General features: G+C 63.7%; 24 protein-coding genes. 7 read left to right on the top strand and 17 right to left on the bottom strand.

Features of this window, described 5'->3' with window-relative positions:
- Positions 1-7: 7 nt before the first annotated feature.
- The 5 genes from ACAG21_RS05810 to ACAG21_RS05790 form a co-directional block, all read right to left on the bottom strand.
- On the bottom strand, positions 8-184 hold the full coding sequence (locus ACAG21_RS05810) for a (2Fe-2S)-binding protein (RefSeq protein WP_342926996.1): 177 nt from the start codon (positions 182-184) through the stop codon (positions 8-10).
- 16 nt (positions 185-200) lie between these two features.
- The gene (locus ACAG21_RS05805) at positions 201-824 is read right to left on the bottom strand and encodes a fatty-acid--CoA ligase (RefSeq protein ID WP_370494998.1); all 624 of its coding nucleotides are present in this window, start codon (positions 822-824) and stop codon (positions 201-203) included.
- Positions 821-2,224, bottom strand: coding sequence for a FadD3 family acyl-CoA ligase (locus tag ACAG21_RS05800; RefSeq protein ID WP_370495051.1), 1,404 nt, complete (start codon positions 2,222-2,224; stop codon positions 821-823). Before ACAG21_RS05800 ends, ACAG21_RS05805 begins: the two co-directional genes overlap by 4 nt.
- A 32-nt stretch (positions 2,225-2,256) precedes the next feature.
- Positions 2,257-3,447 (bottom strand): amidohydrolase family protein, encoded by a 1,191-nt coding sequence (locus tag ACAG21_RS05795; protein WP_096290031.1) that lies wholly within the window; start codon positions 3,445-3,447, stop codon positions 2,257-2,259.
- A 92-nt stretch (positions 3,448-3,539) separates the two neighbouring features.
- A complete protein-coding gene (locus ACAG21_RS05790) occupies positions 3,540-3,962 on the bottom strand; it encodes a lipoprotein LpqH (protein WP_370494997.1) in 423 nt (140 codons plus the stop codon).
- Between the two features lie 109 nt (positions 3,963-4,071).
- Between ACAG21_RS05790 and ACAG21_RS05785 the strand changes: the two genes are divergently transcribed.
- Positions 4,072-4,818 carry an enoyl-CoA hydratase/isomerase family protein gene (locus tag ACAG21_RS05785; protein ID WP_370494996.1) on the top strand — a complete coding sequence of 249 codons (747 nt, stop codon included), beginning with the start codon at positions 4,072-4,074 and terminating at the stop codon, positions 4,816-4,818.
- Between the two features lie 38 nt (positions 4,819-4,856).
- The gene (locus ACAG21_RS05780; RefSeq protein ID WP_370495050.1) at positions 4,857-5,264 is read left to right on the top strand and encodes a hypothetical protein; all 408 of its coding nucleotides are present in this window, start codon (positions 4,857-4,859) and stop codon (positions 5,262-5,264) included.
- Here ACAG21_RS05780 and ACAG21_RS05775 read toward each other — a convergent pair.
- Positions 5,180-5,887 (bottom strand): TetR/AcrR family transcriptional regulator, encoded by a 708-nt coding sequence (locus tag ACAG21_RS05775; RefSeq protein WP_370494995.1) that lies wholly within the window; start codon positions 5,885-5,887, stop codon positions 5,180-5,182. The genes ACAG21_RS05780 and ACAG21_RS05775 overlap by 85 nt on opposite strands.
- Before the next feature lie 184 nt (positions 5,888-6,071).
- Between ACAG21_RS05775 and ACAG21_RS05770 the strand changes: the two genes are divergently transcribed.
- Positions 6,072-7,367, top strand: a complete 1,296-nt coding sequence (locus ACAG21_RS05770; protein ID WP_370494994.1) for a cytochrome P450 — start codon at positions 6,072-6,074, stop codon at positions 7,365-7,367.
- Between the two features lie 18 nt (positions 7,368-7,385).
- Here ACAG21_RS05770 and ACAG21_RS05765 read toward each other — a convergent pair whose 3' ends face one another.
- From ACAG21_RS05765 to ACAG21_RS05750, 4 genes are read right to left on the bottom strand one after another with little or no spacing between them, the layout of a single operon-like run.
- Positions 7,386-7,673: a cytochrome C oxidase subunit IV family protein gene (locus ACAG21_RS05765; RefSeq protein ID WP_370494993.1), complete on the bottom strand. Its 288-nt coding sequence runs from the start codon at positions 7,671-7,673 to the stop codon at positions 7,386-7,388.
- Positions 7,670-8,263 (bottom strand): cytochrome c oxidase subunit 3 family protein, encoded by a 594-nt coding sequence (locus ACAG21_RS05760; protein WP_370494992.1) that lies wholly within the window; start codon positions 8,261-8,263, stop codon positions 7,670-7,672. The genes ACAG21_RS05765 and ACAG21_RS05760 overlap by 4 nt, the downstream gene beginning before the upstream one ends.
- Positions 8,260-9,075, bottom strand: coding sequence for a hypothetical protein (locus tag ACAG21_RS05755; protein ID WP_370494991.1), 816 nt, complete (start codon positions 9,073-9,075; stop codon positions 8,260-8,262). The genes ACAG21_RS05760 and ACAG21_RS05755 overlap by 4 nt, the downstream gene beginning before the upstream one ends.
- Positions 9,072-9,848 (bottom strand): hypothetical protein, encoded by a 777-nt coding sequence (locus ACAG21_RS05750; protein ID WP_370494990.1) that lies wholly within the window; start codon positions 9,846-9,848, stop codon positions 9,072-9,074. Before ACAG21_RS05750 ends, ACAG21_RS05755 begins: the two co-directional genes overlap by 4 nt.
- A 104-nt stretch (positions 9,849-9,952) precedes the next feature.
- Between ACAG21_RS05750 and ACAG21_RS05745 the strand changes: the two genes are divergently transcribed.
- Entirely contained in the window at positions 9,953-10,555 is a 603-nt protein-coding gene (locus ACAG21_RS05745; RefSeq protein WP_370494989.1) for a TetR/AcrR family transcriptional regulator, read from the top strand.
- A 2-nt stretch (positions 10,556-10,557) separates the two neighbouring features.
- Here the strand turns inward: ACAG21_RS05745 and ACAG21_RS05740 are convergent, their stop codons facing one another.
- Entirely contained in the window at positions 10,558-10,947 is a 390-nt protein-coding gene (locus ACAG21_RS05740) for a hypothetical protein (RefSeq protein WP_370494988.1), read from the bottom strand.
- A gap of 212 nt (positions 10,948-11,159) precedes the next feature.
- Here ACAG21_RS05740 and ACAG21_RS05735 point away from each other — a divergent pair, with 212 nt between their 5' ends.
- The 3 genes from ACAG21_RS05735 to ACAG21_RS05725 all read left to right on the top strand — a co-directional run bounded on the left by ACAG21_RS05735 (position 11,160) and on the right by ACAG21_RS05725 (position 13,106).
- Positions 11,160-11,903 carry a hypothetical protein gene (locus ACAG21_RS05735; protein WP_370494987.1) on the top strand — a complete coding sequence of 248 codons (744 nt, stop codon included), beginning with the start codon at positions 11,160-11,162 and terminating at the stop codon, positions 11,901-11,903.
- Positions 11,900-12,505 carry a hypothetical protein gene (locus tag ACAG21_RS05730; RefSeq protein WP_370494986.1) on the top strand — a complete coding sequence of 202 codons (606 nt, stop codon included), beginning with the start codon at positions 11,900-11,902 and terminating at the stop codon, positions 12,503-12,505. Before ACAG21_RS05735 ends, ACAG21_RS05730 begins: the two co-directional genes overlap by 4 nt.
- A 79-nt stretch (positions 12,506-12,584) precedes the next feature.
- Positions 12,585-13,106 carry a hypothetical protein gene (locus tag ACAG21_RS05725; RefSeq protein ID WP_370494985.1) on the top strand — a complete coding sequence of 174 codons (522 nt, stop codon included), beginning with the start codon at positions 12,585-12,587 and terminating at the stop codon, positions 13,104-13,106.
- A 60-nt stretch (positions 13,107-13,166) separates the two neighbouring features.
- Here the strand turns inward: ACAG21_RS05725 and ACAG21_RS05720 are convergent, their stop codons facing one another.
- The 6 genes from ACAG21_RS05720 to ACAG21_RS05695 are packed head-to-tail and all read right to left on the bottom strand — an operon-like array spanning position 13,167 to position 20,878.
- A complete protein-coding gene (locus tag ACAG21_RS05720) occupies positions 13,167-14,906 on the bottom strand; it encodes an MCE family protein (protein WP_370494984.1) in 1,740 nt (579 codons plus the stop codon).
- On the bottom strand, positions 14,907-16,166 hold the full coding sequence (locus ACAG21_RS05715) for an MCE family protein (RefSeq protein WP_370494983.1): 1,260 nt from the start codon (positions 16,164-16,166) through the stop codon (positions 14,907-14,909).
- A complete protein-coding gene (locus ACAG21_RS05710; RefSeq protein WP_370494982.1) occupies positions 16,163-17,581 on the bottom strand; it encodes an MCE family protein in 1,419 nt (472 codons plus the stop codon). The genes ACAG21_RS05715 and ACAG21_RS05710 overlap by 4 nt, the downstream gene beginning before the upstream one ends.
- Positions 17,578-18,696: an MCE family protein gene (locus ACAG21_RS05705; protein ID WP_370494981.1), complete on the bottom strand. Its 1,119-nt coding sequence runs from the start codon at positions 18,694-18,696 to the stop codon at positions 17,578-17,580. The genes ACAG21_RS05710 and ACAG21_RS05705 overlap by 4 nt, the downstream gene beginning before the upstream one ends.
- Positions 18,696-19,718: an MCE family protein gene (locus ACAG21_RS05700; protein WP_370494980.1), complete on the bottom strand. Its 1,023-nt coding sequence runs from the start codon at positions 19,716-19,718 to the stop codon at positions 18,696-18,698. The genes ACAG21_RS05705 and ACAG21_RS05700 overlap by 1 nt, the downstream gene beginning before the upstream one ends.
- A complete protein-coding gene (locus ACAG21_RS05695; protein ID WP_370495049.1) occupies positions 19,715-20,878 on the bottom strand; it encodes an MCE family protein in 1,164 nt (387 codons plus the stop codon). The genes ACAG21_RS05700 and ACAG21_RS05695 overlap by 4 nt, the downstream gene beginning before the upstream one ends.
- Between the last annotated feature and the right edge of the window lie 55 nt (positions 20,879-20,933).

Genomic DNA, 20,933 nt, shown 5'->3' with positions numbered 1-20,933 from the left:
CGACGATCTAGCCTCTTCGGCCCGCCTTCGACGATTTCAGAATGGCCGCAACGGTGCGGCGGCAGCGGCCGCAGTCGGCGCCCGCACCACAGGCGTGTGCGACTGCATTCGTCGTCGATGCCCCGGCCGCGACGCACTCGGACACAGTTTGACTGGTGACTCCGTTACAAAGACATACGAACACCGAGTGGTCCGCTCACTCAAGCCTCGATACGCATGATGTCGAACATCTGGCCAACGAACAGCGGCGGATAGGCCCCCACTCCCGCCCCGGACATCCACTGGGCGGCGGCATCGGGGTGTTCGATCCACTCGCGAGCGCTCTGCTCGTCGGCGAACTCCTGCAGGATCAGCACTTCGTGGTCATCGTCGAAAGCCTGAAATACCCAGGTCTTTCGGATGCCGGCAGCAGCGAACCTGTCCATCGCCGAGCCGACTTCGGCGGTCAGGATCGCGACATCGTCGACCGACGCGATGGCGGCGACCACGATGCCGGGCGCCGACGGATTCGACTGCGGCGTCGGGACAAACCTGTCAACGATCTCACCAGCGAAAACCGCTGGAATGTCCTCGATACCGGCCTCGTCGAACCAGTTGAAGAACACCCGCGATCGGAGCAGTTCCACGATCGGCTCCCGGCTGTGCACCCCGATCATCACGAGCACGCGACCGTAGTCGTGCGTTGAGGTGTAGACGAGCACGTGGTGTGCGCCGATCTCGGAGAGGGCCGACTTGTTTCGCTCGAGTAGCGGCCATACCCGGCTGGGATCCGGAACGCGATAGTCCGACGCAATCACCATCGAGTGGATGTCGCCGTCGGTCAACGAAGTTGGTCCTTCATCACTTTGCCGGTCGCGTTGAGTGGGAGTGAATCAAGGAACTCTACCGCGCGTGGGACTTTGAAGCCCGCCATGCGCTCGCGACACCAACCGATCAATTCGTCGGCGCCCACGGCACCGTCGAGCACCACAAACGCCTTACCCACCTGTCCGAGCCGCTCGTCGGGCACGCCGATGACGGCGGCTTGCGCGACGGCCGGGTGACTGAGCAGGAAGCCTTCGATCTCGGCCGGGTAGGCGTTGAAGCCACCGACAATGAACATGTCCTTCTTGCGGCCGACGATGCGCAGCCGACCGGCCGGGTCTAGGTTGCCCAGATCGCCGGTGTGCAACCAGCCGTCTTCGTCGATCGCCTGCGCGGTGGCCGCGGGATCGTCGAGGTAGCCCTGCATGACGCCGTAGCCGCGAACCAGCACCTCGCCGTCGTCGGCAATGCGCACCTCGACATCCGCGCAGGGCACGCCCGCGGTGGTGGCAACGTCCTCGAAGGAGTCGCCCGGCAGCGACAGGGTGACATTGCCGGCCTCGGTCAGTCCGTAGCCGGTCATCAGTGTTTCAAACGGCAGTTCGTCGTGGATGCGACGGACCAGCTCCACCGGGATGTCCGCGGCGCCGGTCACACCGGCCCGCAACGTCGACAGCTTGGACTTGTCCTGCACCGTCAGCAGCGAGTGATACAACGTCGGCGGGCCGGGAAGCATCGTGATGTGTTCGCGCGCAATGAGATCCACCACGGTATCGACATCGAATACGGCGACTGGGAGCATCGTCGCGCCGCGCAGGAAGGACGTGACGAGTCCCGCTTTGAGGCCGAACGTATGGAAGTACGGATTGATCTGTAAGTAGCGGTCGCCCTCGCGCAGATCCGCGAGCGTCGCCCACTCCTCATACATGCGCAGGGTCTGGCGGTGGTTCATCATCGCACCCTTGGGGCGGCCGGTCGTGCCCGAGGTGAAGATGATGTCCGAGATGTCGCTGCCGCTCACCGCCCGCTCGAACGGCGAACCGCTGGAAAGGAAGTCGGACTTCACATCGATGACCGGCGTCCCCGCGGGCGCGGTGTAATCCTGGCCCAGGAACCCCTTCTGCACCAGGACGGCCTTGACCGCACTGCGGGCGATGATGTCACCCGCCTCGTCGGCCTTGAATCGCGTGTTGACCGGCACCAGCACCCCGCCCGCGGTCAGCAACCCGAACGCAGCGATGATCCACTCGGCCGAATTGGGCGCCCAGATGGCGACGCGGTCACCCTTGTCAACACCAAGCTCTGCGAATGCGCCTGCGGCACAACGAATTCGGCTGACAATTTCGGAGAATGTGAAGCGCAGCGGACCGTCGACAACTGCTTCCGCATCGCCGAAGCGGTCCGCCGCGCTCAAGACCATCTCGGGGATGGTCTGCCACGACTTGCCAGACGTCACACCGTGACGAGCCGACCGAGGTTGCCGCCCATGATTTTCGCCTGATCTTCCGGCTTCAGGTGCGACAGCGCCTCGATGTAATAGGTCGGCTCCGCCAAGCCTTCCGGGTGCGGCCAGTCCGAACCGTAGAGCACCTGGTCCACACCGACCAGTTTGACCAGATCGTCGATGCCGTCCTCGAAGAACGGGCTGACGTGAATCCGGCTCTTGACCATCTCGACCGGGTCGCTCGGGAAGGCCTCCGGCGCCTTGCGGAAGACCTCCGCCAAGCCGTCCAGCAGCGGGGTCATCCACTTCGAGCCGGCCTCGACGATCGCGACCTTCAGCTTGGGGTGGCGGTAGAGCGCGCCGTGAATCACCCACGAGCCCACCGAATCCTGGATCGGCCGCCACTCGTTGAGGATGCCCATCGCGTTGGTCTGGAATGGCAGCATCTCCTGGTCGGCGCCGTCCCACTCCGAGGTGTACCGGGAGTAGCCGCTGTCGGAAGAGTGCATGCCCACCAGCACGTCGTGCTCGACGACCCGCTCCCAGAACGGGTCGAACTCGGGCACCGCGAACGACCGCGGACCGCGGAAGCCGGGGACCGGCGCGGGGCGAACCAGGATGGCGCGGGCGCCACGCTTGACCGCCCACTCCAGCTCCTCGATCGCCTTCTCGACGATCGGCAGGGTGATGACCGGCGTGGTGAAGATGCGGTTTTGGTAGTTGAAGCCCCATACCTCGTCCAGCCACTCGTTCAGCGCGTGGACCAGAACGTGGATAGCGAGCGGGTCGTCGCGCAGGCGCTCCTCCAGGAGGCTGGCCAGGGTCGGGAACATCAATGTCTTGTCCAGGCCCAGCTCGTTCATCGTCTCCAGGCGCGGGCCGGGCTCGAAGAACGCAGGGATCGCGCGCATCGGCTCACCGAACAGCTCGCGCTTGCTCTTGCCCTCCGGGTTGCCGTACTTGAAGTACTCCTCCCAGGCGCCCGGGCGGGCGACGACCTCGAAGGTCGGGTTGGGAATGTAGTTGCTGATCTGGCCTCGGATGGCGATCTTGGTGCGACCGTTGATCTGCACGTACTGGACGTAGTCCTTGTACTCCTTGGGCAGGAACTTGGTCAGCGCCTCCGGCGGCTCGTAGAGATGGTTATCCGCGTCAAAGATCGGAAACGGTACGTCCACCTTGTGCGACAACTGGCCCATGAGATCCTCCTTCGCGATTTGTGAGAATACTATTCTCTACAAGGCCCGCACCGCAAACGTGCACCACAGTGGCGATCGCCACGCGCGCGGCGTCAGCAGGTCACGATGATCTTGAACGTCGCCGACGTTGCTTCATTCGGCTTATCGGTCTTGAAACCGTTGGCGGTGCCGGTGATCGTGAACTTGTCCCCGGACATGCTCATGTCGGCACGGGGGCCGTCGCCCCGGGCGTACATCCCGGTGAACCCGCCCAGATTTTGGATGCGCACCGACTCGGCCGACGGCGGTTGCGCCCCCTCGTCGATGATGATCTTGGCTCCGGCAAACTTGCCGCCGATATCGATCGTCCGGGTCCATTGCACTTGACCGCATTGCACGACGTGAAAATTCGCGTCCTCACCGTTGACGGTCACCGAGGCCGAGCTAGAGATTTGCGTGGCCGGTCGCGAGGTGCACGCACCGAGGCCGGCCACAGCGAGCACCGCGGCGGCCGCCACGACGATTCTGTCCTGCACGGGCCACCTCTATCCTCGATGTACAAACCCCTGCGGCCTGCAGCGATGATGTTATTCTCGCCGCACGAGAATGCCAATATCGACGCCTCTTCCGAGGAGCAACCAACGCATGCTGGACTTGGAGCTCGACAACGGGCTTGCGGTGCTCACCATCGACCGCCCTCACGCACGCAACGCGATCGCGCTCGACACCATGGACCAGCTGGAGAAGGCGCTCGACGCCGCGGCCGGTGCCCGGGCACTGGTGATCAGGGGCGCCGGCGACAAGGCTTTCGTGTCCGGCGGTGACCTCAAGGAGCTCAGCGCGCTGCGGACCATAGCGGAAGCCACCGCGATGGCAAAGCGGATGCGGTCCATCTGCGACCAGTTGGCGAGCTTCCCGGCTCCGGTGATCGCCGCACTCAACGGGCATGCCTTCGGTGGTGGCGCCGAAGTAGCCGTCGCCGCCGACATCCGGGTTGCCGCAAGCGATATCAAGATCGCGTTCAATCAGGTGACGCTGGAAATCATGCCGGCCTGGGGTGGCGCCGAGCGGCTGGCCGCCCTCGTCGGAAAGAGCAGAGCCCTGCTTCTCGCGGGCAGCGGAAAGACGGTCGACGCCGCCGAGGCCGAACGCATCGGGTTGGTGGACGCGGTGTTGCCGCGCGCCTCGTTCGAGGAAGGCTGGCGTGCGATTGCTGCGTCGCTGGCCAACCAGCCGGCTACCGAGATAAAACGGGTAATCAGCGGTGTTTCGCCCGATGAGGCGATAGCATCTTTTGCACGTTTGTGGGTTGCCGACGCGCACTGGCAGGCCGCAGAGCGGGTAGTTAACCGAAACGCCAAGCCACGACCGGCCGCCGGAGGAACGACATGAGTACCAGCGCCAACAGACCGCTGAGCATCGGTTCGGCGATGACCATGGCAGTTTTGTCGGTGGTCGGTCTAGCCGCGAACGCTCCACGCGCCCAGGCCGATCCGACTGCCGGCCCGGTCATGCATCACGTCAAGTACGCCGTCACCGCTGAGAATCCGATCTACACCGACATCTATTACCTGGACCATCAGCCGGACAGATTCTCCGATTACAGCCACAACCCGTACTCGTTCACGCCGCACGTCGATGTCGATCTCGGCCCGGGCAAGCCACCGTGGACCTACGATCTGGACATGACCAACCCCGACGCGTACGCGATGGTGGTGGCGAGCACGGGCACGGAGCCCGGCACGCCAGGGCTTCACTGTGTCCTGGCGGTAGATGGCGTTGTCGTCGTATCCAAGGACGGCCTCAAGGGCGTGCTCTGCTCGCTGCGCAATTGGTGAACCACCCAGGCCTCGGGTATTCCCGGAATCGGCTGCGGCTCGCCTTCGAGCCGCCGCAGGTGACTTTCGACTAATTGCACGGTTTCGGCGTGACCGGCGGAAATGCCCACCGCGTTTTCGAGCACCAGGAATCTGGACAAGCTGGACATGAGCACGGCAACCACCACCGGCGGCATCTCATCCACGCCGTACTTCTGCAGCGCAGTGGTCAGCGCTTGCCGTTGCTCTTCGCGGAAACATTCTGCGTAGTAGGCGATTTCGGCCCGCATCTCCTTGCGGTGATTGGCCAGCGCCATGAATTCCATCGAAATTCGGGTGAACGCGGGATCGGTGCCGAATCTCCACACCGCCCACAGCGGCTGCGGTGACTGCATCAGCTTTGCGTGCGCCGCGAGCGCTTCTTCACCACGGCGTCGGAATACCTCGAGGAACAGCTCCTCCATGGTGCGGAAGTAATAGTGCACCAGCTGCGGTTTCAGCCCGGCTTTGTTCGCGAGGCGCCGCGAGGTGACGGCGGCGTAGCCCTCTTCGATCATCAATTGTTCGGCGGCGTCGAGCAGTAGGCCGCGGTTCTTGGCGTCCGGCGCCCCGATCCTGCGGGCCTCCCTGGGGGCCGTGCTCATGCCGCTGCTCCATCCTGTCCACGCTCACCTGCCGACCAGGGGAATCGTAGCGCGGCGCGGTGTTGAGTCCTTGACCACGACATTACCGCCGTGCTAAGCAGGTGCTCAGCAGAATTCCGAAAGCGGGGGCGGTACTGCATGCCGCCGAACCCACCGGTAGACCCAGCCCAGAAAGACGCAATCTATGAGCAATTACGAGTCGATCGACTTCTTCACCGATCAGTCTCTGGTCCCGGATCCGCACCCCTACTTCGACTACCTGCGCAGCGAAAACCCCGTGCTGCGGTTGCCGCATCATGGCGTCGTCGCGGTCACCGGTTACGCGGAAGCCACCGAGATTTACAAAGACCCGGAAACGTTCTCCAACATCGTCGCGCTCGGCGGACCGTTCCCCCCGCTGCCCTTCACCCCCGAGGGCGGGGACATCAGGCCCCTGATCAACGAGCACCGCAGCTATTTTCCGATGCACGAGCACATGGTCACCATGGATCCACCGGACCACACCAAGGCCCGCTCGGTGCTGGCCAAGCTGTTGACGCCGAGCCGGCTGAAGCAGAACGAGGAGTTCATGTGGCGCCTCGCCGATCGCCAGCTCGACGAGTTCCTGCACAACGGCGAATGCGAATTCATCGCTGAATACTCAAAGCCGTTCGCCACCTTGGTGATCGCCGATCTGCTCGGCGTGCCGGAGGACGACCACAACGAGTTCCGCGCCGTCCTCGGCGCCGACCGTCCCGAGGCGCGCGTCGGCGCCCTCGACCACGAGTCGGTGGGCATCAACCCGCTGGAGTGGCTCGACGACAAGTTCTGCAGCTACATCGAGGACCGGCGGCGCGAACCGCGCGGCGACGTGTTGACCTTCCTCGCGGAAGCGAAGTACCCGGACGGCTCGACCCCGCCGGTGATCGAGGTGGTCCGCTCGGCCACCTTCCTTTTCGCGGCCGGCCAGGAGACTACCGCCAAGCTGCTCAGTGCCGCCTTGCAAGCCCTGGGCGACCGGCCCGACATCCAGCAACAGATTCGTGAAGACCGCACTCTGATCCCCGCGTTCATCGAGGAATCGTTGCGCATGGAAAGCCCGGTCAAGAGCGACTCTCGACTTGCCGTCCGCGACACCAACATCGGTGGTGTCGACATCCCGGCCGGCACCGTGGTGATGATCCTGCCGGGCGCGGCCAATCGCGATCCGCGCCGGTTCGAGAACCCGCACGAGTTCGACTTGCGCCGCAAGAACGTTCGCGAGCACATGGCGTTTGCCCGCGGTGTGCACTCCTGCCCGGGCGGACCACTCGCCCGCGTGGAGGGCAGGGTCTCGATCGAACGCATCCTGGACCGGATGCCGCACATCGAAATCAACGAAGCCCATCACGGGCCGGCGGCCGAGCGTCGTTACAGCTACGAGCCGACGTACATCCTGCGCGGTTTGAGCGAACTGCACCTGTCGTTCACGACAGCAGACGCGGTCGCACCCGTGGCCTGACACACTCGCTAGCGATTACTACGCGAGCCGCATTCCGACGGAATAGCAGCAGAGCATCGCGACGGCCATCAGCACGATCCAGGCGTCGGTCAGTCTGCACAGCAGCACGGGTGCGCTTCGCACCTCCATAAACTCACGAAAGATGATGCGCACCTTGATGAGTGCGATCACGATGACGCTCGCTGTCAGCACCGCGCTGGACTCGGCCTGCCCCGCTGCCGAGCGGTCTATCCACAGGTAGCCGAGCGTGAGCAACGCCAGGATCACCCACACGATCAGTAACCGCTTGTTGAATTTCACGCTCACCTCACCACGTACAGCAGCGCGAAGATGAGTACCCACAGGAAATCGACCGTGTGCCAGTAGGTCGCGCACGTTTCGATGATTTCCTGGGATTCCCGCGGTCTGGTTGCCGCACTTCGGAGTTGGTAAACGATGACGCCCAGGACGACGAAGCCGATCAGCAGATGGACGAAGTGGATCCCGGTGAGGAAGAAGTAGTAGGTGAAGAAGTCGTTGCTGTCCAACCCATTGCCGCTGTTGACCAGCCTGGCCCATTCGAACACCTTGAAGACGAGGAACACCGCGGCGAATGCGGCCGTGATGAACACATCTCGCAGCGCCGCCCGGTACTCGCCGGCGCGCGACGACTGAACGCACCGCGCCACCGACCACGAGCTCAGCAGCAAGACGAGGGTGTTGAAAACTCCGATGCGCAGGTCCAGGTGCGCCTGTGCATGTATGAAGAGCTCGGCGTTGCGGGCGCGGGAGAACAGGTAGAAGCCGAAATACCCTGTGAACACCAAGGTCTCAAACAACACGAAGGCCCACATGTCGGGCTGACCGGGCACGAACCGCTGGTCGCGGTCGGTGGGGTCGGTCTTGAGATCGGTCATTGCGCAACAGCCGTTTTCGGCGGGAAGGCCGGCAACTCCCCGGTGCCGAAGTCTTCGCGCCGGATCATCCGATACAACATGACGACGAAGGTGACTTGGTAGATGCCGAACACGACCATGTCCAGCCACCAGGCGATTTCACCATCCCAGGCCAACACACCACGCCGGAAGATCCAGCAGGGGGCGACGACCACCTCGGTCAGCGCGTTGCACAGGTTGAGATAGCCGAACCACTTGGGGAACACCCGATTCTTGTCGAGCAGGATCGCGACCATCCAGATGAGCGACCCGATCAAAAAGACCCCCATCGTTCCGTCGAACGACAAGAAGGCGAAGTCGTAGAGCCAGCCGATCACTTCCGGGTTGCGCTCCGGTCGCAACGTCCCGACGAGCAGTGCGATGTTGAGCAGGATCATGCCGGGAACCGCACTCAGCGAGTAGACGATCAGATACGAATAACCGAACGCGCGGCTGACCGACATGCGCCGCATCGAATATGCGATCAGGGCATTGTTTGTCGCGATCGCACCGCTGATGGCAAAGATGATGCCGAAACCGAGAGGTATGCCGAGGTGGCGCTCGGAGAACCAGTGGACCTGCGTCGCGAGGTCCCAGGTGGGTTCCGGTGGCGGCTGAACCTGCGCGATGATGAAGAACACCGGGAAGAACAAGTTGTAGAAGACGACGAGCACCCACCACGCCAACCAGAGTTCACGCTTGGGGTTGTGGCGCAGGTGCCAGGCGATCCGGTGATGTAGCGGGCCGGACGGGGGCGTAGCCGGCGAGGTCGGCGGTGTGATCACCGCACTCATGCGTTGACCAGTTCGTCTGGGCGCCCACGGTTCTCGTCACGCTCGCGATAAATGGCCTGCCCCAATGCAACTCCCATCACGACGATCCAGACCGCGATGGCAATGTTTTTCACCCAGAACGACAAGAGGCCGTCCCACGCCAGCGGGCCGGTCAGCGACACTCCGACAAAAGCCGCAGGCACCAGCGCGGCGGCCACGAGAAGGTTGAAGTGGGCCACCCAGCGCGGGAACACGGGTCGCGCTTGATCGTCGAAATAGATTGCCACAGCTAGTATCACGCTCTGACCGATTAGGAACGGGACCAGGATGGTGAAGGTCATCCAACCGAAATCGTTGAGCAATTGCGTCAACTCCGGGCTGCGCTCGGGCCGAAACGCGGCCAGCAGCCAGCAGACGTTCGCGACGAGAAACAACGTCGGACCACCGGCCACACAGCCCAGCATCGCGTAAGAGAAGATCGGCGTCCGATGTGCCATTCGGCGGATCTGCAGCACGATCAACGCCAGGATCGGGACGAGGCACACGCCGAACCAATTGAACACGATCATGCTGTAACGGATCTGTGGGATGTGCGCCGGATCCCGGTAGAACGCGGCAACCTGTTCCGCGGGCATCGAAGGTGACATCGGTGGATTGAAGCCCGGAAATAGCAGGAAACCGGCGATCCACAGCAGCACGGTGACGGGCAATGTCCACAGCAGAATGACCTCACCGTCAGTCGGCCGCAGCGCCGCTCGTCGACCTGGCGCACCCCCTCCGCCGATGTCTGTCATCGGTGACTCCCTTCGGCACGACATCGGCGTGCCACGTTCGGCTCCACCCGAAGCTAGCCGGTCGGCTAGCCTCGGGTCAATAGCCGGTCGTCTAGGCTCGTCCCGTGGGAACAGCAGAGCAGCCGGTCAGCGATGAAGCGCTGAGAGTTGTTCACTACAGCCCTGCCCGAACGCGAGTACTCGATGCCGCGCTCGACCTGTTCGCGCAGCACGGCGTCAGCGGTACGTCGCTGCAGATGATCGCCGACGCCGTCGGGATCACCAAAGCTGCTGTCTACCACCAATTTCGGACCAAGGATCAGATCGTCATCGCGGTGACCGAGCGCGAGCTCGGACGCCTGCTTCCCGCGCTGGAGGCCGCCGAGGCACATGGCAACGGACCGCAAGCGCGGGATGCGCTGCTGGAGAGCGTCGTTGAAATGGCGGTCCGCGACCGCCGGCTGGTGCGCACGCTGCAGTTCGATCCCGTCGTGGTCCGGCTGCTGGCCGAACACAAGCCGTTTCAACGCTTTATGGACCGGCTGTATGACGGACTGCTGAGCGATGCCGGCCTGGACGGCCGGATCGAGGCGGCCATGTTCTCCGGCGCGATCAGCACCGCGGTCATGCATCCGCTGCTGGCCGACATCGACGACGACACATTGCTCGAGCGGCTCACCGACATGATCAGGCGGCTACTCGGCCTGCATCGAGAAGCCGCCGAGTAAGGCTACGTGTCCGCGCGGACCCAGCTCATAATGCCGTCGTGGGCAAAGCAAATCAGGAATAGGCCGTCGGGCGCCTGTGCCACGTAGTTCTGGTAGTTCTGGCAGTTGGCGCCTTCCTCCTTGACTCCCGCCATCGGAGGTGACCGGAACCATCGCGGCTGATATCTCCTCGGTGAACCGCAGAACATCAGCCGGCCGGGCTGCGAGGCGAAGGAGACGTAACCGTCCGCGACACCGAAGGCGTAATAGGTGGTGTTGTCACACGGTGCCCCGAGGACCTGATGCGGCATGATGCCCGGCGTACAGTCGGGGTAGTCGCAGACGGTGGGACCGGCGAAGGACGGCGGCGCCGCCAGCACACCGGTGCCGAGCAACGCGGCAAATACGGCCACGATTAATCGCACCCGATTACTTTGCCACACCTGAAAAGAAAATTCTCCTGGTTGGAGAAGATCGCCTGAGCGAGAACGGCCAACCATGCCGGCACCCGAACGCTGCGGTGCGCCATTTCCCTGACTCGCGCGCATTTCCGCATGTAAGAGCCATGACTGGTGGTGAGCCATGAAGGCCAAGCGCGCAGGCCGAAGTGATAAGCTGCCTCTCCGTGCACGATCCGGACGGCCCCGACGCCGACGATTGTGGTGAGCCGGCGGATATGACCAATCCCGATGAACCACAGTCGCCCTCAGCGGTCGGCTCCGCGGTCCCGGCGCCCGCATCGGAAACGGACACCGAAGACGAAGTTGCCGAGGCCGAAGCGCGCGCCGAGGCGGCCAGGGCGCGCCTCGCACGGCTGCGGCAGGCGGCAGCAACCGATGCCGGGTCCCCAGATGCCAAGCGGCGCCGCGCAAAGTCCCCGCGCCGTCCGTCACGCAAAGCAGTAGCAGTTGGCGTCGGCATCCTGATCGCCTGCGCATCGGCCGGTGCGAGCGGTTACATGCTGTGGCAGCACCGCACCGTGGCGCACCATCGCCAGCTCGCCGCGGAGTTTGCTGGTGCCGCCCGGCAAGGGATCACGGCGCTGATGTCTATTGACCCCGATCATGCCAAGGCGGACGTCCAGCGGATGATCGATGCCACGACCGGCGACCTCAACGGTCAACTGTCGGCGATCTCGGTTCTGATGGTCAAAAAGGCGCAGGACTCGAAGATCGGCAGCAAGGTCACCGTCGAAGCTGTGGCCGTCGAATCGTTGAGCGACAATTCAGGTGTCGTGCTCGTGGCGGCGAAAACCGATGCCACTGGGCCGGATAACGAAAAGCCGCCACCGGCCTTGTTCCGACTGAGCGTCACCCTGAACCGCGACCACGGCCAGCTCAAGATGTCGAAAATTGACTACCTCTCATGACTGTCGAGGATGGTTCGTCGCCGGGCAGTACCGAAACAGCAACTGACGACCCGGAAACTGCGCCCGCCGGCCACGAGGCTCCCATCCGCCGGCTGGCAACGATCGGCCGTTGGTTGTTGGCGAGGTGGCGTTCGGTATTCGGGACAACGCTGGTCGTCGCCACCGTGGGCGTGGCTGTCGGCGTGTACATCGTTGTGCACCGGCCGGATCAGCGGATCGACGATGCGGCGGCACACCGCGCAATCCAGGCGGCGTCAGAGGGCGCGGTGGCGGTCTTGACGTATTCCTATGACCATTTGGATCGGGATTTCTCGGCAGCGAAATCCCATCTCACCGGCGAATTTTTGGCCTACTACAGCAAATTCACCACCGATATCGTCGGGCCGACGGCGAAGGAAGGGCACCTGACGGCATCGGCCAAGGTGGTTCGGGCCGCGATTTCGGATTTGCATCCCGATTCTGCGGTCGTGCTGATTTTCGTCGATCAGACCACGGCCAGCATGCAAAAGAAAGATCCCGCGCAGAACAAAAGTGCTGTCGTGGTCACGCTGACAAAGGTCAACGGTTCCTGGTTGATCGCGAAATTCGAGCCGGTCGGGTGAGTGCGATCCTAACCGTTACCTGGTCGGCTAAAACGGTGTAACGTCAACGCTCGAGAATTATGCGCTCTAGGAGCACCTGATGCGTTCAGCTAAAGCACTCACCACCGCAACGTTGGTGGCCACCACCGTATTTGGCGGATTGGGCACTGCGGCCACGGCCCAGGCGACGACCAAGGAAGAAGTGGCCCTCAATGGGACATATCACGTTACGTCCATCGGCGATTGGGCCCAGCGAAACGATCAATACTTCGGCGAGCCGACGGTCTACCAAACATGGACGATCAGCTCGACCTGCGACACATTCCAGGAATGCCACGGGACGGTGCGCAGCGACCAGGGATGGACCGCGCCTCTCTATCTGAATGACGGGGAGATGTGGAAGGCCAGACGCGAAGTGCCGAATTGGGAGCGGTGCGAAGACGGTACCGCGTTCCCCGGCCAGCAGACCTTCTATTTCTTCCCCGTAAACGAAAACGGGGGATTTCAAATCGGATCGCGGACGTTGTCCGGCAAGGACAAGACGGTCGGGCCAAGCGGTGCCTGCGGGCAAAACCAGTGGCTTGATATCACGATGCCGTTGCGCCTGGATCAGGTCTCCTGAGCAAGCGCTGGTAGCTCCGCCGTCCCCTTCACCTCCCAGCCCGGACCACCGCCGGCGACCTCAGGTGGGAAGCATGTCCTTCCACGTCTTCGGCGCTTTCGCGGGCGCCAGATCCGACTGCTCGTACAACTTCCCGTCCGGACCGACGTAACGACCAGTGCGCGGATCGTACTTCGCCACCACGATCGACGGCGCGGGCTTAGATCCGTTGGCTCCGAACGCACTTGGCGCGGCCTGCGGCTGTGGACCGTCGGCCTGATCCGGTGGCACGGGGGCCGCGGGTGGTGCCGGTGGTGGCGGGGGTGCGGCCGGAAGCTCGCCCGGTGCGGGGACGTCGAGCGGAGCGAACGCCGGAAGCTCCGCCGACATCGGCGATATGGGTCTCAGCGCTGGCCCCGACGACGGCACCGGAGGTACTGCCGCTCCTACCGTGCCCGATGGTGGATTTTCTCCGCGCGGACCCGCGGGTGTACCGCGCGGCACCGCTCCCGGCGGCAACGGCGTTCCCTGCACCGGCGCGAAGATTCTGCTGTCGCCGGTGATCCGGTCGTCGGGCGGCACGCCCTGGGAGAGCAGATTCGGATCCAGCGGGTAGGGGCCGAGCGTGTGCTGGCGCATCGCCAGTGGCATGTACGGCTTGTCACTGTTACAGATTTCGACGGTGGGTGCGCGCTTACCCGGGTGCCCCATGCAGGGATAGTTGCGCGCACCGCGAACCGCCATCGGCGAATCCTGCGGAAGCTTGCAATACAACCCGTCCGGGGTGTCGATGTCGCTGAGGTCGTCCGGGGATCGCCAGGTGTTGGGCGGCATGAAGCCGACCGTGCAAATAGGCGGATCGTCGATCGTTAGGGCGAAGTCGCCCATGGCTTTACCGTCGGGATGGTTTTCGCCCTGAGCGGCCTGCTCGATAGCAACCGCCGACGGCAGCAATACCAGCAGCTGCTCGATCGAAGGATGGTAGGTGACGCCGATCTGCCCGATGGTCGTCAGGTTGGCAAGCAACACCGGCAACGTTGGTTTGATTTGGTCGAGGAGCGCGGACGCTTCATTCGCAGCGTCAGGACCGTTTCGCAGGATGGTGCGGAAGTGGGAATCGTTGTTCGCCAACACATCCGAGATTCCCGCGAAGCTTCGCGCCCATGTCCTGATCGAATCGGTGGTCTGTGCCTGCGTATCCAGCAGCGGCCCAGTGTCTTCGGTGAGCGCCTTGGTGCGATCGACGACGCTGTTGGAGTCACGGGACAGTGTCTCCGACGAATCGATCAGTGAGCCCAGGTCGTAACCGGAACCGTTGAAGCCCTGGAAGGTCTCGTCGAGCAGTTGGCCCAGTTTGGTCTTCGGGATGCTGCCGACCAAGGCATTGAGCTGCTCGAGCATCGGCCCGACCGCTTGCGGAATCGTCGTGTCGCGCGCGGCGATCACCGAACCGTCATGCAGATACGGCGGCGAATCGGTCTTGGGCCGCAGGTCCACGTACTGCTCACCCACCGCGGAGACGCTGAGCACCTCCGCCGTCAGGTCCGCGGGGACCTTGGGTGAAGTGTTAAGCGACAGCGTCGCTTTCGCACCGGTGGGCGTCAAGCCCACCGAGGTGACCTTGCCGAGCTGAACCCCGCGGTAGGTCACATTCGAAAATTGGTACAGGCCGCCGGTAGCCGGCAGCTCCAGCGTCACCGTCATCCGGCCGATGCCCAGCAGGGTCGGTGCTTGGATGTAGAACAGGACCATCGCGATCACGCCGAGGGTCCCGACGATCGTGAAGATCCACAGCTGGAGCCGAACGAAGCGCGTCAGCATCTATCCGCCACCTCCCGTCGGTGCCGGGCCGGGCAGCGGCGGCGCTTGACCAAGACTCGCATCGGGCGTCTGTGTCGGCGGCGGTCCGGGCAGGGGACCAAACCCCGGCGGCGGCGCGGGCAGCGGTAGCGCATTCGGATCGACCCACGGCGGCCGTACCGGGTCATGCAACGGGTCGAGGGTGTAGTTCATGCGATACGGGTCCCCGGGCTCCGGCACCACCGGCATGTCCAGCTGGCCCCAGTGGGTCCCCAACAGCAAGCCCTTCTTGAGCCGTGGAATCGACAGATCAAGGTCGACATGCAGGTTGAAGTAGTCGCCGCGGACCGCGCGGTCGACGAAGTTCTGGGTGAACGGGAACACGAAACCCGCCGCGATGGCCATGCCGAACTCGGGTCCCACGTCGGCGAGCGCCTTGATGGCCGGCTCCAGGTTCTTGAGGTTCTTCACCAGATCGTCCTGCGCGTCGTTCACCAACCGCGAGGCCGTGTTGCTGAACGCCCGCAGGTGATCCAGCGCCTCGGTCAACCGCGGGCGCTCCTTGATCAACACATCGAGGGCGGGCGGAATCTTGTGCAGCGCCTCGGTCAACACGTCCCGCTGCGCGGCGAAGGTGCCCGACAACCGATTGAGCGCCTGAATCGACTCAACGATGTTGTCGCGCTGCTGATCCAGCGTCCCCACAAAGGTGTCCAGCCGCGTCAACAGATCACGCGCCGCACCCTCATGCCCGGACAGCGCGGCCGAGAAGTTGTGAATGACCTCCCCGATCTGGCCCAAACCGCCCCCGTTGACCACCGCGCCCAACGACGACAACGTCTGCTCGGTCGAGGGATACGCCGTCGAGCGGCTCAACGGAATCGTGGCCCCGGGCTGCAGCCGTCCACTTCCCTGCTGACCCAGCGGCGTATTGAGCTCCACATGCATCGAACCCAGCAGACTGGTCTGCCCCACGGTGGCCACCACATTGGCCGGAACCACTACATCGCGTTTGACCGAGATCTCGACGTCGGCATGCCAACCCTGCACCCGCATCTCACCGACACTGCCGACGACCACGTCGTCGACCATCACCGGCGAATTCGACTCCATCGTGCCCACATTCGGCAATTCGACGTGATAGATGTTGGCCCCCGGCCCACGCCCGACCGCACCCGGCAGCGGCAGCGAATTCAGGCCATGGAAGGCGCATCCCGACACCGACAACACCACACAACAACCAACGACGAGCGCCCGTCGCACCGCTATCCGCGCGATCATGGTTGGGCCCCTTCGGGTGGCAGCAGCATGTCCGACAGGTTCGACGCCGGTGGTGGCGGCGGCGGCATCGGTGTCGACGGCGGGGGCGGCAGCGGCATCGCCGCACCTGGTATCCGCTCCGGTGGCACCGCTCCCGGCGGTCCCACCGGATCACCCGGCAGGCCGGTGTAGGCCGACACCGCGGGCGGGATCTCGGGCGGTCCAGGCTTCGGGCCCTCGCCACCGGGCGCCAGGCGCGGTTCGGTGTAGAGAATCTTGGACGGGTCCATGGACTTCTGCAGAATGAAGTTGATCGGCAGTGGCGAGTTGTTGAAGTTGAGCAGTCGCAATCCCGGACCGAGGAACAGGGCGCACAGCTTGCCCGATTCGACCGCCGTGACGTTCTCGATGGCCCCGATCTGGTCGCAGCCCGGGGCCGACAGCAGCAGCTGTCCGCCCCACGTGGGATTCGCGAAGTTCATCAATCCGAACCCGCCGACGATGGTTCCGGTGTCGGCGTTGTAGTCGTTGAAGAAGTTGCCGAGCGAATTCGGCGCGCCGTGCAAGATGTTCTCCAGGGCCATGTGGTGATCGACCAGGTTCTGTGTGACGTCGGCCAGCCTGGCAATCTGCTCGCTGGTCTGGTTGCGGGTCCCGGCGATGAATCGCTGCACCTCGCCGACCGCGGTCGACAGATCTGTCAGGGCCGCATCCAGGTCGGATTTGCTGTCGTTGACCACGCTGGTGAGCGTGGCCAGGCGATCATTGAACTGCACGATCTGAATGTTGCTGTCCCGCAGCGCGCCGACGAAGGTCTGCAGGTTCTTGATGATGTCGACGATGTTGCCGCTGCCGTTGGCGAGGATCCGGGCGACCCCGGACAACTGACCGAGCGTCTGCCGCAGCTTGTCGCCGTTACCGTCGAGCGCGTTGGCGGCGCTGTCGATGAACCGGCCCACGGATGTGCCCGATACCCCACTCTTGGGTCCCAAATCCGTTGCCAGCCGCATCAACTGGGTTTTGACCTCGTCCCATTCGACCGGGACCGCGGTCCGGTCGACCGGTATTACTGCCCCGTCGTGCATGACCGGCCCGCGATCGCGATAGGCCGGTGTGAGCTGGACGTAGCGGGAGGCCACCAGGTTCGGGGCGACGATGACCGCCTTCGCATCGGCCGGAATGGGCACGCCGCGATCGACCTTCAGCGTCATCCTCGCCTGGGTGCCCTGTGGCGTAATCGATTCGATGTTGCCGACTTTGACACCGGATACCCGTACCTCGTCGTGGGGGTAGATCGCGGTGGCGGTGGTGAAATAGGCGGTAATCGTCTTCTGCCCGAAGAACATACTGCGGACGAGCACAGCAGCGCCGGCAACGAGCAGCACGACCAGGGCGACCGCCGCGATGGTCGCCAGCCTTCTGCGCGGGATGGTCATTGTGATCCACCGACCCGTCCGCCCAATGTGCAGCCGGGGCACATCGGAATTGCGTTGTACGGGAACGGAACCAGCGACCGAGGTACCGGCGAGGGGAAGCCGGGACCGCGAGAGGTGTCGAAGGTGCGGAAGCCCCAGAGGTAGTCGAAGAACGGTTGGAAGATCTGCGGCGCAAGGAAGTTCGGGACGAACGCCGAGTAGGCGTACATGCTGGAGATGCCCTCACCGACCGTGATCTGGAATTTCGCCAGGCCCGGCAGCGCTTTGCCGATGTTGTCGCGGTTCTTCTCCAGCATCGCGAGCACCCTGTTCAGCCTCTCGAGGGTCGGCGCCAGGGTCGCTTCGTTGTCGTGCACCAACGCCGTCAGCTGTTTGGCCACGACCGACGTGTTGGCCAGCAGGTCCACGATCTCCTGTCGGCGCGCCACCAAGACTTGCAGCAACGAGTCGGAGTTGAGGATGAGCTTGTTGACCTGTTGGCTGCGTTCGGAAAGAACGTTGGTGACGTCGGCGGCACTCTTGAACAGATCGCTCAGGTTCTTGTTGCGACTGTTCAGGGTGCGCGATAGCCGGGTGAGTGCGTCGAAGGCCGGCCCCATCTGGGGCGCGAGCTGGTCGAGCGTCGCCGACAACGTGTCCAGCGACTGATTGAGCGCGGTGGTGTTGGTTCCCGCGGTGTCCGAAGTCAGGTCGCTGACCGCTTCGGTCAACGAGTAAGGAGAGGACGTGCGCGAGACGGGAATGACTGTCATCGGGTGCATCGTGCCGCTGCCGGTGGACTCCAGTGTCAGCATCCGCTCGCCCAGCAGCGAGCCGGTGCGGATATGCGCGGTGGTCTCCGACCCGAGCAGGACGTCGCCCTTGGTCGTGAACGTCACCAGAGCATCGCCGTGCTGCAACGACACATCCGACACCGTGCCGACCTTCATCCCCGACACGATGACCGGGTTGCCCACCGCAATTCCGCCGGCTTCGGAAAACAGCGCCTGGTACCTGACCATCGTGGCCCACGAAATGAACCGGTCGGGCGACAGGCCCACCAGGATCACCAGCACCGCTAACACGACGCCGATGAATCCGGCCTTTACCCGGCCACCTCCGCGATACTTCAGCATTAGGGTTCCGTGCACCTTCCTGCTTCAGACCTAAAGACGTTGGCGTGCACCGTTTTGCCCTGAAGATCCGTCCCGCGCAGTTCTAACTGGCACAGGTAGTACGGGATGGTGGCGCCGGCCACGCCGAGTCGGACCAGCTTGCGATAGTTGTTCGGCGCCTTCTGAATCGCGGCGTCCAGGCGATCCTTGTCGCCATCGAGTATCGGAGCCAGCCGATTCAACTCCGCGATCGTGCCCGACAGCGGTGGCCGCGCGCTGGACAGCAGACTGGCCAGTGAGGCGGTTCCCCTGTCCAGAGCGTCGATGGCGGACCCGATGGTGTTGCGGTCATCGGACAGCCCACTGATCAGCTGCTCGAGGCGATCGACCGCGCCGGAGAACTGTTTGCCGTCCTTGGAGACCGTACCGACCACGATGTTGAGGTTGTCGATCAGCTGCTGCACGGTTTGATCGTTGTCCGCCAAGGCGTTTGAGAACGATGTCGTCTTGGCGAACAGCGACTCGAGGGTCGCGCCTTGGCCCTGGAAGACCTGCAACAGTGCTGAGGTCAGCGCGTTGACGTCGCGCGCATTCAGGCCTTGGGTCACGGGCTTCAGTCCGCCCAGCAGCAGATCGAGGTCAAGCGCCGGCTGGGTGCGGTTGACCGGAATCTGACCGCCGGCGGCCAGCAGCTTGGGCGAGCCGGGACCGTCGATGAGCTCGAGGTAGCGATCACCCACTAGGTTGAGGTAGCGAACGGCCGCCCTGGTGCCCTCGGTGAGGACGATGTTGCGGTCGGCGTCGAACTTCACCACAACTTTCTTGTCCGGTTGCAGCGAAACGCTATTGACCGTGCCCACCCGGATCCCGGCGACCCGCACCGACTGCCCCGGCTTGAGACGCGAGACGTCGGTGAACACCGCCGAATACTCGTTTGTCGAACCGGTCCGGTACTGACCGAAGATGAAGAACAGGAAAGCGGTAAGGATCGACATCACGACCGCGAAGATCCCGAACCTGATCAGCGTGGGGCGCATTCTCATCCGGGTTGTCCGATCTGAGCCGGGTTGCGGGGTGGACCGGCAATCGGCCCGTACAACAGCTGTTTGAGCAGGTCGGAGTTGAGCAGCGTCTGCTGGTTTCCGTACACGACGGGGTTGGCGCCGATATCGGTGATCAACTGCGGCGGGTTCGTGTTGAACGGCAGCTTCGGCAGACCCACGCACTGCGGGCCGCCGGTCGCCGCAACCTTGGGCAGGTTCGTCGGATACCGATAACGTTCGGCGCCCAACGTCAGGCTTGCCGAGATGTTGATGCTCGGTTCCGACAACGGCGCACCGTGCCCAATCTGGATAAGCCCGGCGAAACTACAGGTGAGCGCCTCGTGATACTCGTTGAGCAGATCGGTGGTCGGCACCAGCAGATGCATCACATCCGTCAGCGGCTGCCGGTTCTGGCTCAACACGTCATTTCCGATGTCGGCCAGGCCGATCGCGCTGATCAGCAGTGCATCGAGGTTGCGTTGCTCCTCGACAATCGTCTTGCTGATCCGGTTCGTGTTGGACACGGTCCGGATCAGGTCCGGTGCGGCGTCGGCATAGGCGTTGGATACCGCCGGCAACACCGCGAAGTCATGACGGAATGCGGGAAGGCTCGGCTCCAGCCTTGCCAGGAATGAATCCAAGTCGCTCAGGGCCTGGCCGAGCTTTGCGCCCCGGCCACTGAACGCCTGGGCCAGTGCACCCAGTGATTCGTTGAGCTTCGGGGGGTCGATCTGGGACAGCACCGACACCAATTGCTGGAACACCGTGTTGATTTCGACCATGACGTGCTGGCCCTGCAACGTCTGGCCGCTGTGTAGGCGCTGCGTCGAAGGTTGGGCAGGTTCCACCAGCAGGACGGATTTCGCGCCGAACACGGTTGATGACGCGATGTCGACCAGCACATTGCTGGGGATGAAGTGCAACTGCGACGGATCCATCGCCAAGTGAATAGCTGCTTGGCCGTTGGGCAGCGATTCGATCGAGTCGACCTTGCCCACCTGCACGCCGCGCATCTTGACCTTGGCGTCCGGGTTCATGACCAGGCCGGCGCGTTGCGAAATCACGGTCACCGGTACGGATTCGGTGAAGGAGCCCCGGAACAGGCCCACCGCGAAGGCGAAGATGACGGCGACGACGACCACGGTGGCCAGGCCCGCCAGCGGACGCGCGTAGGACTGGGCACCGAAGTGGCGCCCAGGCGACGCGGCGACAGGA

It is taken from the genome of Mycobacterium sp. pR1184 (genome assembly GCF_041287235.1).
Lineage (GTDB): Bacteria > Actinomycetota > Actinomycetes > Mycobacteriales > Mycobacteriaceae > Mycobacterium.
Note: the sequence above shows the minus strand (reverse complement) of the source record. Positions and strands in the feature narration are given on the sequence as shown.